Raw genomic sequence first — 14,960 nt, forward strand, 5'->3', positions numbered from 1 at the left:
GGCTCGTCGGGCGGATTTGAATCGATATTAATCACCTCGACGGATTCCAGAACACGTGTTGAGGTGCTAAAATTGCTCGACGGCCGGGTAATGAGCCTGGAATCAGGGAGAACGGATTTCCTGTGAATGGACGGTGCGCCCGTGCAGTCTTGTCTTAGACACCTGTAAACTGGACGTCGACAGTGAGAAATCGCCAATTCCTATGAATTCGGCGGACCTAGCGGCTGATATTGCTCGACGGGGCTCTAGTTCAATGTCTCTCGACCAGCCGCTTCATTATGTCGAAGTTCTGATTGTCGGCGCATAATTCAGAACCGCTCAGAGGGACCAGCAGATTGATCGTCGACTTGCTCATACATCTCGTCCGGGAACGGAAGGCTTCCCCAGATCGAGTAGGGGCACTGGTCCTGGCCGATGCAGTAACGTTGTAGATCGTCGTTATCGCAGTTCATCGGAAGCGGGGTGTCCCCGTCTATCGTGTTCGAGAATTCGTAGCGGATTTGGTACTCAGTCTCCTGGTCGTCGTACCACGGCCACCGGGAGAAGACGTCCTTGAGGTCCGCAACGATCTCGTCGAGACTACTGTTCCGATACTGCGGCAGCCACATTACCATCCGCGCAAAGTTGTAGAGGTCCTTCCGAACTGGCTTCTTCTCGTGCAACCGGTCTTCCATATTGGCCATACAGGGGAGTTCGAAGAGGTCCTCGATCTCCGTTACCTCGATCTGTTCCGCCCCGTGTCCGCCCCGTCCGATACGGTACGTGTTGACTCGCCCGTCGCGGTCGATCGTGACGGCGGAATGCGACTGGTGGTCGGCGAGCGTCTTCGCGAGACTGCTTGGACTCGATATCCCGTCCGCAACAGACGTTTCCCAGCTGTCCTCGGGCTCGTACGCTTCGACTGCTCGGTAGAGTTCTTTTGCTGAGTGGAATTCACCTCGTTGGGCGACATCGTCGGGAGCATCACTGAGTGCGCGTTGAAGTACACGGATGGTTCGTTCGCCACGGTCCCAGTTCCGCCAGACACGCTCGTGCTGGCCAGTCTCGAGGAAGCGGTCGATCCGCTCCGTGATCGCCGACTCGTTGGTCGTCAACCACGTCAGCTGGTCTTCTGACAGCCCCGCCTCCTGGACGTGCAGGAGTTTCTGGAACGCCCGTTCGGCGTACTCGCGATACTTGCTGTCGAAGTCCCCCACCGGGACGTACAGGTGGTTGTCTTTCACTCGCGTCAGGATTTCCCCACCATCGGTTGTCCCCGACTGACCATCGCCCCCACGGACGAGACACTTCCGGGATGCCGCAGCCATCGGGATTTCGAGGTACAGCCCCTCTCCGAACTCCGGCATCTCTTTGATACCCGTGCAAACCTGCCCCGGATGCGGCCCATCCTCACCGGGGTCTTTGCTGTACAGTACGTCGGCGATGTCCTGCTGGAGTGAGCTACCGCCGTCCGTCCGAATGAGCGACGCGAGGTTGTTGACGTACAGCTCCCGAATGTCGTAGAGGACCTGGATATTCCGTGGCCGGGACTGTTCGAACTTGGGATGTTCTTTCACGCAGATCGCACTCAGTGTCGCGAGAACAGCGAGCGTCCCGGGCTCGTCGACGAACGGTTCCTCGGCGGCGTCGTCGCGAACCTGTTCTTTGAACGCGGCTGTCCCGAACCGTTCGATGTCGTTCAAGAGGTCGTCCGGTTGGTCCTCACCGTCGACGATGTATCGGTTGTAACCACGCGTAAACAGCTGGTTGATACGCGTTCTCCCGTACTCCAGCGGGAGCGCCGCGACCCGATAGGCAGTCTCTTCGTCGTCGACAGGGGTATCCCGGCTCATTCGTCGATCACCTCGGGCGTCGCTGACCGGACGTCGAAGTGTGGACTCTCGATCGGCTGGACAATGCTGCAGACGTCAGCGTGGAGCGAGTAGGGCAGGCGGGCGACGCGACGGCGGTCGGCGGTTACGACCGGGTCGATTGGGATGTCGTAGGTTTCCAGAAGAAGATCATTCAGCACTTCGCGACTCTGTTCGTCATATCGATGTGCGGGGTCTGTATCCAGGAGGTAGACGTGGACCCCCTGTCCGCTGTACACGACCATCGTCTCCTCGGCGTCGAAGTCGGCCTCGAAGATATCCCGCACCTCGAACCCGTACTCGATAGCTCGGTCGATGTCCTCGAACGCATACGGATACCCTGCCGGAGGGGCATCGAGGATCCCCGCGGCGTCGAGTTGTGCGTCGTCGTCCTGGTCGTCGATGTCCTCTGAGACCTGTGTCGTTGCCCGCTCTCGGGCAATCTCTTTCGCGTCGATGTCGACCAGGAGTACCCAGGGACGCTTCCAGTGATCCAGCGCGTAGTAGACGGCGTCAGGGCGTGGACTTGGCTTCTCCAGTAGATCCGGATCGGCGAGTGCGTACTTGCTCCGACCGAGAGGATCGTTCCGGGCAGGGTGTCGAATGAACTCTAGGACGTCCTCGAAATCGCTGAACTCGGATGTCGTCCGCTCTCCCGATGCATCGGTCTGCCACGTGTCCCGGCGAATGAAGTCCCTGTCAGGGACGCCGTCATTCCGAACCGGGTGGGGCTCTCGGAAGGCGATTGCGTACTGCTTCGGCCCGTCGGCCGTGATGAACTGGGGGAGGTCATCGACGTAGGTGGGGAACTCCTCGGCGTAATAGTCGTAGATCTCTTCGCGGGTCGCCTGCCGCCACGTCATGAGCTGACCTCCGTGTCGAGATTTTTGAAGCTCCGAACTGTGGTCAGACCCGCGGCATCGAAGTCCTCCACGGCGTCTCGAATAGAGGAGAACGACCGTGCTGCCCGACCACTGACGCTCTGTTCGATCCGGTCCGCATCGGCGAGCCGATCAAGCACCTCGACCGCCGTCTCGCGATTGTTGAACGCCCAGATTGCGTCGGCGTCAACGGCGCTGAGCTTATCGTAGTCGTCGACGGGTGCCTGGCTGTTGTTGCTCGGGAGCTCCGCTTCACCGACCCACACGAGATTATCATCTGTGTCGAACCCAGCCACGTCGAATACGGTGTCTTCCTCGTGTTCGTAGTAGGGTTCGACCCGAGTGACCTCGTCTTGCTGCTGGAGCCACAGTTCGAGGAGCCTGACGCCGACTTTGTGTGGCGTTTTCTCGCCGACATCTCCCTTTCCGGGACCCACTGCGAGTTTCTTCCCGAGGAGTTCCCGACCGGCGGGGAGGACAGTGTAGTATTTGCGCCGGCAGACGGTTGCCTCTTCGAGGATGTCCTTGTCGGTGAGTCGCTGAATATCGAGGTCCTCGAACTCGTCCTGAAGCGACCGCATCGAGTCGAGGAGCGTATACTCGGTGGCCTCCCGGTTCATCACATCGAGGACGCGGCTCAGGAAGCGAACGTCGTCGCGACTGAGTCCACGGTTGCGGAGCTCGTCATCGGGGACGGGTACGTCGCTTTCTCGAACCGGCGACGAGCCGTTCTCGGGTCGATCTTGAGGCGCTTTCTCGTCTTCCGACGCTTCGTCTTCCGGTCCCGTTTCGTCGTCCTCTGTTTCGTCGTCTGTAGCCAGACCGCCGAAGAACGGGCTAGTCTCGTCCCGAGCATTATCTCCCGGCGCGCTCTCGGCAGTGTCACCGTCGTTGTCCGACGTGGAAGTTGTCTCGGCCGTTGCTCGCCCGATGAACGAGGATTCCGTTAGATCACTATCAGAATCGGCGTCTGATGGGACCGGAGTATCGCTTCCCGAACTTCCCCATCCAGTTTCGTCGGGACTGTGGCTCGCTCTGGCCGTCTCTGCGAGCGCGTACTGCGTCTGAGTCCGCTGTACCATCTGTGGCCGGGCCACAGTCTCGAAATGGTCTTCCTGTGGCTCAGAGAGCGGCTGGTCGCTTTCCGGATGCCCTGGCGCAATCGGGAGCGGCTTCAGGGAAAACGGCGCAGGGCCGGTCTCCCCGAACGACGGGCTCGGCAGTTGTGCGATCCACTCGCCGCTTGGAAGGGTATTGATCCGGTTTCTGAGCTCAGTTGGACTTAGCTCCTCGTGTGCCAGCGATTCAGCGAGAGCCCGTTCGATCGAGATGTTCCCGATGAGCTTCGTTTTGATGTTGTTGAGGACTTCGTCGTAGGCTCGTTCGCTCCGATTGCGCACCTGTTCGGGGAACTGCATCACCAGGCCCATGCTCAGGCCGAACGACCGTCCCTGGGGAAGCAGCTGCTCGGAGACGAGCTTCGTGGAGGCGACGGGGGCGGCTTCCTCTATGATGAGATTGGTAAGCTTGTCATAGTCGGCCTGCCCGTCGCGCCGACGCACCTGGACAGCGTCCCAGAGATTGCTCAATAGCAGGAGTGTGACTGCTCGCTGGGCCTCCGGGCGAAGGTCCCCGAGGTCGAACAGAACAGTCGCGTCGTCGTCGAGGAACTCGCGGAAGTCGAACCGATTGTCCACGTACTCCCCGGCGTCATTTTGCTCGGGAACGTGGCTGAAAATCCGCCGGAGGTGAGCGTCTTCCCTGAGTTTGTCGAGCCGGTTTCCGACGGCGTCCATCGAGACCTGGAACTGGCGGTCGTCCTTCACGAAGTGCCGCGTGAGTGATTGCTCGACGTTCCGATTGTCGGCCGAAACAGGCGGAATCGACTGATCATGCTGCATCTGGAGAGCGGCCTCGAAGAGATCGTCCAGCCCGAAGGCGTCGCTCCCGTACTCCGCATCGAACAGTGCCTTGATGAGATAGCTGAGGATCTCGTTGGCGACGAACGCCTGGTCGTACTTCTCCCGGCCCATGATCATCCGCAGGATGTCGTGGAAATGGTCGACCTTGTCCTGGATCGCGTCCTCGCGACTTCGCCCGGCGTCCAGTGCCGGTCGGATGTCGAAGAAGGAGAACGCAGGCAGGGCCTCCGGGACGCGGAACTGATAGACGTCGTCCAGACTCCCGAACCGATCGTAGTGACACCGTAGATAGTTCTCGCACATCCCATCGCCTTTCGGGTCGACGATAACGACGGGTCCGCCGGTCGTGTCTCGCAGGGAGAGGGCGTCGTTGATGATCGCCTTCGATTTCCCGCTACCCGTCGACGCGAAGCGGCCGTAGTGTGTCGTCAACAGGTCCGGCGGGATACGAACCGGGTCTGGCTGGGAGTCACCGTTCTCGTCAAGCGCGTAGCCGACGGCCATCCCGTTCTGGAATTGCTGCAGCAGGTCCGGATTGGGGCGGGGCAGTGGATTCCGGCTCTGTCGTTCGGCACGGGTGCCCCGCGTCCCTTCGACCGTCAGCTGCTCGGAGGAGGGGACCAGTACGAAGTTCGCGAGTTCCGGCCCACTGAGGACCAGTTCGGGTCGCGTCTTCCCGCGTCCGGTCGTTACCTCGCGGTCGAGTAGGCGCTGCAAAGCAGCCCGTGCGTTCTTCGTCTTCGTTGTTTCTCGGAAGCCACTGTCACGGAGCCGTTTCCCCTCGACCTCGTAGAACGGCCCGTCAAGCGGGTCGAACGCCGGGATCAGCGAGTCCATTCGGGCATCGAGATCGTCCTGCGTGTCGTCGGTGGGAACACCGATCGCTCTGATATTGGCGGTGAACGACCGCTTGGCGTTCTTCGCGTCGATGTACTCGATCCGTTTTGCGACGGACTCACTGGGCTGTCGTTCGTCCGGGTCGCTCCGTTGCTCGTCGACCGCAAGTACCGAGCCGACCAGCTCCTGGAAGAACGTGTCTCGTCCGTCGGCGAGGTCCTCTTTCCGCACTGCTGCATCGGACTGCCAGCTAGCCCGCCGCTGGAAGACGACCTGGAACGCGATCGGGGCTGTCGCCTCGATCAGGTGATCGACGAGCGACGCCAGCGCTTCACCGGGTTGATCGACCGAGGGGAGATCGCCGTCTGTATCCCCGTCCGTGAACGGCGTCAGCGATGTCATCCAGTCCTGCTTCCGCGCGGCTGATCCGCACCATCGGACACCGAGCGGGGAAACCGTGTCGAGCGCCGGACGTGCGAGAATCGTCCCTTCGGTGGTCATCGTCGGCTTGTCGACGGTGGTCAGCGGATCGGTGGTCGGAATCGCATCCGGTGGACCCAGTTCGAGAACACAGTCACTAGTGACCACGTGGTGGTCCGGAGTCGACGCTGATACCGCACCGCCGTCAGCAAGCGGATTCGGTTCGGCAGTCTCAAACTCGTCCGACTCATCGTCGACGAGATCCTGGCGCTCGTCCGGGCCGAACTCGTACTGGAGCCGCCCGGCCTCGTAGTGGTCGACGAATTCCTCTCGTGTGAGCTCGATCGGCTGGACAAGTCGCGATGCGACGTCTAGCTCGACGCGTTCGACGTCGAACGTCGACGGGTAGATCAAGCGCAATCGCTTCTCGATCGTGTTCAGGTGTGCATCAGCCCCATAGAAGAACTCCACTGGCTCGTCAGCGCCCTCGCCCAAGACGAGGAACTCGAAGCGGGGTGGCGTATCACTGTGGAGCGGATTCAGCTTCGCTCCGAGTCCCGAGGATCCGGGCATGGTCAGTTTGTGGAGACTATCGAGGATTCTGGGGAGGCTCGCCGGTTCGATCTGTTCTGACGTCGGCGTCACGCGGAGATATTCAGGCATCGTCGGTCTCCTCCGAAGAACCGCCGTCGGGCTTCGCTACGGTGCCCTCATTTGCCGATCCACTCGTCGTACGGGATTCGAGTTCCTCCTGGAATGCCTGGGTCTCAGGGTCGACAGCTTGCTCGCCGGCGCCGGGCAGCGAGGACCGCTTCTGGGACGTCGGGTCGAAGTCGATGACCGCCTTCTCTTTGGGCATCGCCTCGACCTTGATCCCGCGCCACTCGCCGTCGACGCCGACGAGCGCTTCGGAGAAGCCGGCGTCCTCGTTGCCGGGGACGGCGTCCTGGACGAACCGCATCTGCGCGTGGTTGAGGCCGAACTCGTCGGCCCACTCTTCATCCATGCCGTCCAGCCGATGGAACTGCTTGACTGCACACTGGTCGAGAATCGCCTCGGACTCGGGGTGTTCGAAGAACTCGTCGACGGTCTGGGTGACCAGCCGTATCGAGAGGTCGTGGTGACGGTGGTGGCGGAAGACGGTCTCGAGGAACGACAGGCTCGCGGCGTCCTGCATGATGTACCGCGCCTCGTCGATGTAGAACACGACCTCCTTCTCCGAGACCTTCGCCCGCTCGTACACCAGCGAGATCAGCAGCTGCATCGTCAGCGCCGTGCTGCTGTCCACGCTGCCTTCCTGCTGTGCGAGGTCGAGGTAGACGACCTTCTCGTCGCGGATGTCGAAGTCCGACGCCTGGCCGAGATTGGCGTGCCGGCCGCCCTCCTCGAAGGGGCGCAGCTGATCAAGCAACCACGTCGCGTCTTCCTTGATCTTCCCGGCCTCCTCGTCGGATCGGACGACGAATGCCTCGGGATCGTCGACCATGTCCTCGAAGACGTCCATCATGTCCCGAACGGTCGGACTGGGATTGCTGTGCGTGGCGATGTCGTCGGTGATACCCGTACGCTTGTACGCCTGCTTGAGGCCGAGTTCAAGCGTCGTCCGGCGGTCGCCCAGCGAAATCCCGCGGAGCGCGAAGAAGTTGGTGAGGAAGCTCATCGCGTCGTCGAGCTTCTCGTTGAACGGGCTGGCGTCCTCGCCCATCGCCCGCTGGACGTGTTCGGGCGTCTCCCGAATCTCCAGCGGGTTGAGCCCGAGCGTCCCGCCGACGGTGATTCGCTTGGCGTCCAGCGCCTCCGAGACGCCGGCCCAGTTGTTCAGCGGTTCGAGGATGATCCCGATGCGGTCCTTACTCTGCTCGATCGACCGGATGAAGTTCTGCTTCGAGCTGAACGACTTCCCCGAGCCCGTATCACCGACGGTGAACATCGCGTAGCCGTTGTCCCGCGCGAAGGGATCGATGACCACCGGACTCTGGTTGTCCTTGTGGATGCCGAACTCGACGCCGCCCTCCTCAAGGATCGTCGCGTTGTGGGGTGAGGAGAGCAACGCCCCGACAGCGCCGCCGAGGGCGATCGACGTCCGGCCGAAGACGTTGTCGCCGATGGGAGCCGCAGACTGGAGGGCGAGGTCCTGCCGGCAGATCGCCGTCTTCGGCGTGAGGTTCGCCGGATCGTCCCGGAGTGCACTCTTGACCTTCTGGACGGCGTCTCTGAGGTCGTCTTTCCCGTCGGCGCGGACCGTGACGAACATCCCCTGGTCGAAGACGTTCGCACCGTTCTCGACGGCCGTGTACGTCGCAGCTGCTTCGTTGGCTCGCTCCTGTAGGTAGGCACTCCGGACGCTCTGTTCGAGGTCGGCGTCGACCTGGAGGTCGTCAGCGATGTCCTGCAGTTCGTTGCGGGCCCGCTCCTGATTCTTCGGGGTGATGTGGGCCGTCAGATCGAACTGCACGTCGGTCATCTCGAAGAGGTCGCTGAGGTACCCATCGTTCGGGTAGTCGGGATAGTCGGCGATATACAGGGTCGTGGTCCACTGCTCGCCGACTCGTGCAGCACGCGTTTCCCACTCGATGGCGGCCGGCGCCGTCACGGTCTTGTGTGACTCCGAGATGTCATCGAGCAGCTGGCCTTCGACATGGCCCTGCTCTAGCGTCTCCTCGTCGAGGACGTCCGCGAACTCGACTTCCTGTTCGTCGTCCTCGGTGTACCGGTCCCGGAGAAGCTTCCCACCAACACCGACCACGACGGCGAGGAGGACGTAGAGTGCCGCGCCTTCAGCCGAGGTTGGGTTCGAGAGCCACTCCGTAAGCTGCCCGACTGCGCTACTGTCCGTCTGCAGCACCATACTACGCATCGTGTTCGTCCTCCCGGGGCGACCTGCCCATGATCGATTGTTCACGAACGACGCGCTCTGCCTCGTCGTAGTCGTGCTCGCGGCCGTTCCAGAAGTCCATGTTCAGGACGAACAGTTCGACAGTGCTGAGCCGACGAGCGGACCAGCCCGATGCCTGCTGGATGAACTCTGCGCGGACGGCGTTCACTCGGCTGTCCAGTTTCTCGAACATCTGGGCCCGACGCTCGGCGTCAGCCAGGTTCTCGCGGCGCGTCACGAACGGGTTGAACAGGAACCCGATGACGGGGAACTTGGTCAGCTTCTCGGCGGGCGTGCTCTCGTCCCGGAAGCGGTCGTAGACCTCCAGCGGCGTGACCTGAACGCCGATGTAGTAACGAACCTGCTGGATACCCCGTTCGCGCATCTCCTTGGGACGGGTCTCCCGGTACTCCTCGAGGAGTTCCTGGAAGATCGGGTTCTCCGTGACGTCTTCGTCGTTCAGTCGGTCCTCGATGTTCTCCGTGATCTGCTCAACCGGGAACGAGCGGGTCGTCGTGTGGAGTTTGAGCTTCGAGTTCAGTTCCTTGTTGGCGAAGTCCTCGCCGGCTTCCTGAAGCTGGGCCCAGTCGTCGGACATCGCGAAGTCCATGTTGCCGGGATCGATCTCGATGAACGCCTCCATCGTCCCGTCGGCACGCTGGACCGCACCAGCGCCGGGCCACGCCCGCTCGATGTTCGTCAGGTCCTGGGTTCGCTCGTCGGGCTTGAACGGAGTGTAGTTCGCGAGCCCGCCCTCGTTGCGCTCGGTTTCGTTCGTCCCACTGTCGGCTTCTTCGGGCGCACTGAACGTCACCTGTGGTCGCTTGGCGTATCGGTAGATGTCCTTCGCCCACGTCCACGCGTTCAGATGGTCAGGTGAAACGTAGACGATCGCAACGCCGATGCCGAAGCCCCCGGCCACGAACGGGAGGGCGAGTGATTCGATGCCAGTGAGGCCGGCGATGAACAGGCCCACGATCGGGAAGGCGATCAGTACGCCCACGTCTCCCTCTTCCACGTTGAGATAGGGGATACGACTCTCCTCGCCAAACTGGTCCATGATGCGCCGCGCTGCTGCGTCTTGGTCTATCGACATGAGTTGTTAGTAGTCTCCAGGATCGTTCTCGGTACGCCGATACGACAGGGCACTATCGTCTTCGCCGGCGCTCGTGCTGCGAGCAGCAGCCTTCTGTGCAAGCGTGTGGCCAGCGGCGGCTTTGGGCCCCCACCGTGCGGCAGTCGTTGCGACGCCGGCGCCGCCGACGTAGGCCCCGGCCGCGACGCCACCGACGACGGTCGCCCCCTTCGCTGCACCGCCGAGAACTTTCGCTGTCAGTGGAGTCGCATACTTGAACGTCTTCCAAGTGACAATGACTGCAATCAGCGGGAGAGAGGCAGCGACCAAATATCGCAAAAACGGGCTGCTAGGTGTAAGCGCATTTTGAGAGTACAGGAGGTCGTACCCTTTGAAGACGACTGCAGCAGGTAGTGGAAGAACTGCTAGGGGTACGAACCGCTTGCTGAATCCCCTTGCGATGTCTGAGAGTACAGGGACGTTGCCATAGGCGAGAGCGAACGCTATTGGCATCCCATACACGTAAACAAGGAGAAGTATCTCCCTGACGTAGTAGAGGGCCTCAAGTGCCCACATTGAGAGACCGCCGATAAGGGAGAAGATCAAAGACAAGCCAGGATTGGTCAGTGAAACCTCGAGGAAATTGAGCATCACGCCACCAAGGGAATCCAGGCCCGGCATCAGCGCGATCGTGAAGCCGTCGACAATGTAGAGGCTCAGGATGCTTACCCAGTACCAGGTGATAATGAGGAAGGCACCGACCCAGGCAGTCTTCTTCGTTCGCCTCGCCTCATATGCACTCCCGATATTAAAGATCCGAATTGTGTGCCTCCCTTGGACACACATCACCAGAAGAAGAAGCGATATTAGCATGATTTCCCCGCCAACGAGTGCTTCTTGAATCGCTGACCAGGGGCTATTGGTAGGGTCGCCGAAGACGAAAGCACCGTTCGTCTCAGGAGTAGGAGTTCCGAACATCCCCTCAGTGAGGGTATCGTAGCCTGAGCGGAGTCCGTCCATGAAGAGACCGGTGAACCAGTCGACGGTCTCTTTGAATCCCTCCAGAACTACGTTGATCAGGTCAACCATGATTACTCCTCGCTAAAGGTGATATCACAGCTACCCTGCTCATTTGACTCAGAATACTGGATGCGGTACGTCTTCGAAACACGATCCCCGTCAACTTGCGTTTCGAGAATCAGTTCGAACTCGCCGGTCTGTTGCTCGTCAGTACAGGAAGTCCCAGAGCCAGGAACAAAGGCAAAGGGCGAGCGAGAACTGAAAATCGTGACCTGCTCTCCGGCTTCGATTACGACATCATCGGCTTCCGAGTCCGTGTCGGGGTCATAGATTCCACTGACATCTTCATCATCGGCGTAATTTGTCCCCTCTTCGTCAGAGGGATACGGGACATCACCGATAAAGAGAAGCTTTGTAATCGAATCTGGCCCACTCCCTCGATTTTCGACGGTAACAAAGGCCTCATCACTGATTTCATCGTCAGATTTATCCCACATTTTTTCGGGCTGATTTCTCCCGATTCCTGTCTCTACGATTCTGAGATCTGGCTTGAGCGTGAGAGAGGCTTCTGCTACGGTTTGATCGCCCTGGAGAGCAACGATATCATACGCCCCCGTCGCGTACGATGTCCCGATCTCGAACGAGACCTGCTGTGATCCAGCAGCCACCTCTCGTCGACCGAACAGTTCTCCGTTCGGCTGGATGAGGTTGATCTGATCGACCCCGTCGTCTGCCGAGAATTCAACGACCAACGTCGTCCCTTCGACAGCAACTTGCTGGATGATACCCTGTCCGTCGGAGGGAGTATCGCTCCCATCAGGTGGAGAATCGCCGTTGCCACTGAGACAGCCAGCGGCACTCGCGAGAGTAGCGCCGGCAACTGTTCGGAGTACGTTTCGTCTGCTAAGATATGGGTCGTGTCGCGTCATGGCTTACTGAAAGATGTCTTCAGGTCCGAGCATCCGCAGAAGACGTTTGCCTGCGTAGAGCATCACGAAGAACGGGAGGAGCTGCCAGCCTGTCTCGAACAGGAGGGCAAACCACCCGTCGATCGTCCCGAGCGGATGCCAGCGAGCGGTCGCAGTATCGCTCACGTACGCGGGGTCGTGACCGAGCCACGAGCCCGGATGATATCGAACAGTGTGGATACCCGGCTCGTCGACCGTCACGGTAGCTACCCCGGATTCATTCGTTTCGATACGCTGATCCGCGACGGTGATGTACCCAGTCCGGGTGTTTCCGCCGGGGACCGGGAACTGTCTGCTCTCGTCGAGAGTGATCGGTTCGCCGGTCTGATTGTCCCGGAGTTCGATCCTGAGTGTCGCTCGTGACTGATTCTGCCGGATGACCGCCGCGGTAAGGTTGCTACGCCGGAGCTGCCGCTCGGAGCCATCCTCTGGTTCGACGATTGAGGCATTCACACCCCGGACGATTCCCCCAACGCGGAGGGCTTCACGGTCGACGTTCTCAGCTCGAACGGCGACGCCGTAGGTCGTCGTGTACGATCGGTTGACGACGTCAATGTCGACGTTCTCGCCGATGGTCCCTACCGGCGACGAGCGGTCTGTCCCCCAGGTATCGATGATTTCCGGTCCGTCTCTGACCGGCTCAGCCCGCGGTCCGATGCGCGAGGGATACGCGTGGACGTAGACCGGGATTGCATCGGACTCGACTGTGGCACTATCAGTTCGGTTCGTCCGGACGAGCATGTCCCAGTTGCTGTCCCGGGCAGTGTAGAATCGCCAGACGCCACGTACTCTCGTAGTGCCGTCCTCAGTCAGCGTATATCCCTGCCACGGCCGGGACTGGAAGATGGCAACGCCGGAATCCCCGTTTGGATACTCGGCGTACGAGGGGCGCGCCGAGAGGTCGTAGATCGCGACGTCGATCGAATCCGAGACGTTGCGTGACTCCGTTCGATAGGTTACATCGACGTCGGTCTGGTTACCCCGATCGATCCGGGTGGTCTTCTGCAGCCGGACGTTGATCTCCGCTTCGAGCGTCAGCTCCGCACGCCAGTCGTCTTCGATCTGGTAGTCGAGGGCGGGAGTATGAGATCCGTCGCGCTCGACGATGGTGGTCCCGTCCTTCTTCAACCGGACCGCCTCGATTTCGTGCTCTGCGAGCGACCACTCGGTAGTCGTGTTCCCGGAGGAACTACCGCTGGGGACGCGAACCCGATAGTCGACGAAGCCCCGTAACGTACCGTTCGGGGCGATGTAGAGCGGCGTATCGCCTGATTCGAGGTGCCCCCGAGTAGAGGGCTGAGCCGCGAAGACCGTCGCGTGAGCATCCTCGATGAAGGTCCCGTCCTCGAGGTCTGCATGAGGCGGGTGTACGGAGGTGTCAGACCCGCTGGCGGCGAGATCCTCGAAATCGTTGCGCGTCCAGGTCGCAGCTGTCGCCGGCGGTCGTTTGAAGGTGATATCCGTCCCGTTCGCCACCTGGCGGATGGCGGATCGATCGTCGCCGTATCGCTGACGGTACTCCTCCTGATTAACGTAGTTGTCCGCATCGCCCGACCAGAGCGTCGCAGATTCGTTTTCCGTGAGCCCATTCTCCTCTGTACCCGGTCGCAGCGGGTCAGCTACGGCGATACCCGTAACTAGGCTCGTCACCAGCACGACGGCCGCAAGCACGGAGCACTCTCGAGGAAGCATTGGGCTCACGATGAGGGTCATAGGAGGCTACCAGGGAGCGAGATTCACGCAGTTCGCCAGCGGGAAGCCCATCATCGTACCAGCGACCGTGTACAGGGGGCCGAGCGCGACGAGGATGACCCCGGACTTCATCGCCGAGCGCTTGTGGCGCTTGAGCCCTTTCTTCTGCTCTGGATTCAGCGTGAACATTTCGATGAGGGAGTCAGCCTGCCAGACGATAGCGAGACCGACGATCCCCAGCGCAGTTGTCAGCTGAAAGAACCCCTCAATCATAGTCGGGAGTTTATCGGCACTACAAACCGCGCCCTGAGATTGAGCGAGAGCTGGTTCCACTGCCAGCGTCAGCAGCAGCACCATCGTTATCCCGAAGCGACGAGCGTAGTTTGTCTGGAAGTTCGATTCTACCGCGTTCTCTGGCGCGTCTTCGGTAGACGACATGGGAGATCGTATCTGTGCTCACTGACCTCGCTAACCGACAGACAGCGAGGGGATTGAGCGCTCGTCCTCAAAACTAGAACAGCCGTATATAAGCTTGAACATTCGAACGTATACTTGAGGATCTGATTATCTCCTACAGATTGATTAACAGAAGCTCCCAATATCTTCGTAAATTATTTGCTAACCGCTTATGGAGATAGTCTCAAAATGTACCGAGAGGTAGATTGGGCCGTGCCTGCCGATCCATATATCCTTGAAGAGTTAGGGAAATACGAGGGATGGCATACAGCGAAGAATTTAGAGATAAACACCGAGTTCAGTAGACAGTGGATCTCGCAGCGATGTCCGGTTTTTGTGGACCACGACCTTGCAGAGCGGCATGATGAGGATCCAGCTTATAAGATTACGGACTATGGAAAGGAGGTTCTCAATGGGCAAGTGAGCTACGACGAACTAACGCGATCTTAGGAACGACATATTGCCGTGCAGTCGGGTGCTCAGCCATCACCAAGTCTTCTCCAGGAGGTGGGCCCGGCATCGACGTATCCGCTGGCGCTTGAGGTCTTGTCGTAGTGCTTCTCGAGGATCGTTTCGCTCACGTCACCGTGGTCACTCACGATCTTGTGCGGCGTGCCCGCGTCTACGATCAAGGTGGGCAATGCGATCACTTTCCTATTGGAGAACTTAATTAGAGATACCATCCTGCAAGTGCTTCAGCTGTTCGAGAGAGGGAACACACACCATCTTGCAAGTGTTTTCAGGTTCAGATAGAGTGGAGAGTGAGACGGCGTTTGAACTGCTGTTGCGGGTGGTATGCTCGAAATTAGCGGAACTATAGTGTGAGTGCATGATTCTCTCACTACCACTAGCTAGTCTATCAAAAACGTTGTTGCTGTTGTTATTGCCTAGAACTAGTAGTAGAAAAGTCAAAGTACACGGTGAATTCAAATTCCCCTGACTATTTCGTGGAAGGACCGGCCTC

The 14,960-nt window shown here is 60.0% G+C and carries 10 protein-coding genes; 1 reads left to right on the top strand and 9 read right to left on the bottom strand.

Going from position 1 to position 14,960, the window contains the following annotated elements; all coding sequences use genetic code 11:
• Positions 1-308 precede the first annotated feature (308 nt).
• Genes LCY71_RS17845 through LCY71_RS17885 form a run of 9 tightly spaced genes read right to left on the bottom strand, consistent with a single transcriptional unit; the run spans position 309 to position 13,978 of the window.
• Positions 309-1,832, bottom strand: coding sequence for a primase-associated protein (locus tag LCY71_RS17845; RefSeq protein ID WP_225336276.1), 1,524 nt, complete (start codon positions 1,830-1,832; stop codon positions 309-311).
• Positions 1,829-2,713 (bottom strand): bifunctional DNA primase/polymerase, encoded by an 885-nt coding sequence (locus LCY71_RS17850; RefSeq protein ID WP_225336277.1) that lies wholly within the window; start codon positions 2,711-2,713, stop codon positions 1,829-1,831. Before LCY71_RS17850 ends, LCY71_RS17845 begins: the two co-directional genes overlap by 4 nt.
• Entirely contained in the window at positions 2,710-6,573 is a 3,864-nt protein-coding gene (locus LCY71_RS17855; RefSeq protein WP_225336278.1) for an ATP-binding protein, read from the bottom strand. The genes LCY71_RS17850 and LCY71_RS17855 overlap by 4 nt, the downstream gene beginning before the upstream one ends.
• Positions 6,566-8,767, bottom strand: a complete 2,202-nt coding sequence (locus tag LCY71_RS17860; protein ID WP_225336279.1) for a VirB4 family type IV secretion system protein — start codon at positions 8,765-8,767, stop codon at positions 6,566-6,568. Before LCY71_RS17860 ends, LCY71_RS17855 begins: the two co-directional genes overlap by 8 nt.
• Entirely contained in the window at positions 8,760-9,881 is a 1,122-nt protein-coding gene (locus LCY71_RS17865) for a TraC-like domain-containing protein (RefSeq protein WP_225336280.1), read from the bottom strand. The genes LCY71_RS17860 and LCY71_RS17865 overlap by 8 nt, the downstream gene beginning before the upstream one ends.
• A gap of 6 nt (positions 9,882-9,887) precedes the next feature.
• Positions 9,888-10,949 carry a TrbL/VirB6 family protein gene (locus LCY71_RS17870; protein ID WP_225336281.1) on the bottom strand — a complete coding sequence of 354 codons (1,062 nt, stop codon included), beginning with the start codon at positions 10,947-10,949 and terminating at the stop codon, positions 9,888-9,890.
• Positions 10,950-10,951: 2 nt separating this feature from the next.
• Complete coding sequence (locus LCY71_RS17875) at positions 10,952-11,809, bottom strand: hypothetical protein (RefSeq protein WP_225336282.1); 858 nt, start codon at positions 11,807-11,809, stop codon at positions 10,952-10,954.
• Between the two features lie 3 nt (positions 11,810-11,812).
• Positions 11,813-13,540, bottom strand: coding sequence for a DUF8186 domain-containing protein (locus LCY71_RS17880; RefSeq protein ID WP_225336291.1), 1,728 nt, complete (start codon positions 13,538-13,540; stop codon positions 11,813-11,815).
• Positions 13,541-13,567: 27 nt separating this feature from the next.
• Complete coding sequence (locus LCY71_RS17885) at positions 13,568-13,978, bottom strand: DUF7985 family protein (protein WP_505706968.1); 411 nt, start codon at positions 13,976-13,978, stop codon at positions 13,568-13,570.
• A 231-nt stretch (positions 13,979-14,209) separates the two neighbouring features.
• On the opposite strand from LCY71_RS17885, the gene LCY71_RS17890 reads away from it, so the two are divergent.
• Positions 14,210-14,446 (top strand): winged helix-turn-helix domain-containing protein, encoded by a 237-nt coding sequence (locus tag LCY71_RS17890; protein WP_225335937.1) that lies wholly within the window; start codon positions 14,210-14,212, stop codon positions 14,444-14,446.
• Positions 14,447-14,960 lie beyond the last annotated feature (514 nt).

This window comes from Halomicrobium urmianum, assembly GCF_020217425.1.
Lineage (GTDB): Archaea > Halobacteriota > Halobacteria > Halobacteriales > Haloarculaceae > Halomicrobium > Halomicrobium urmianum.

Bases quoted from the DNA above. Each gene is read 5' to 3' on its own strand.
- LCY71_RS17845 (WP_225336276.1), bottom strand. From the start codon at position 1,832: ATGAGCCGGGATACCCCTGTCGACGACGAAGAGACTGCCTATCGGGTC.
- LCY71_RS17850 (WP_225336277.1), bottom strand. From the start codon at position 2,713: ATGACGTGGCGGCAGGCGACCCGCGAAGAGATCTACGACTATTACGCC.
- LCY71_RS17855 (WP_225336278.1), bottom strand. From the start codon at position 6,573: ATGCCTGAATATCTCCGCGTGACGCCGACGTCAGAACAGATCGAACCG.
- LCY71_RS17860 (WP_225336279.1), bottom strand. From the start codon at position 8,767: ATGCGTAGTATGGTGCTGCAGACGGACAGTAGCGCAGTCGGGCAGCTT.
- LCY71_RS17865 (WP_225336280.1), bottom strand. From the start codon at position 9,881: ATGTCGATAGACCAAGACGCAGCAGCGCGGCGCATCATGGACCAGTTT.
- LCY71_RS17870 (WP_225336281.1), bottom strand. From the start codon at position 10,949: ATGGTTGACCTGATCAACGTAGTTCTGGAGGGATTCAAAGAGACCGTC.
- LCY71_RS17875 (WP_225336282.1), bottom strand. From the start codon at position 11,809: ATGACGCGACACGACCCATATCTTAGCAGACGAAACGTACTCCGAACA.
- LCY71_RS17880 (WP_225336291.1), bottom strand. From the start codon at position 13,540: ATGCTTCCTCGAGAGTGCTCCGTGCTTGCGGCCGTCGTGCTGGTGACG.
- LCY71_RS17885 (WP_505706968.1), bottom strand. From the start codon at position 13,978: ATGTCGTCTACCGAAGACGCGCCAGAGAACGCGGTAGAATCGAACTTC.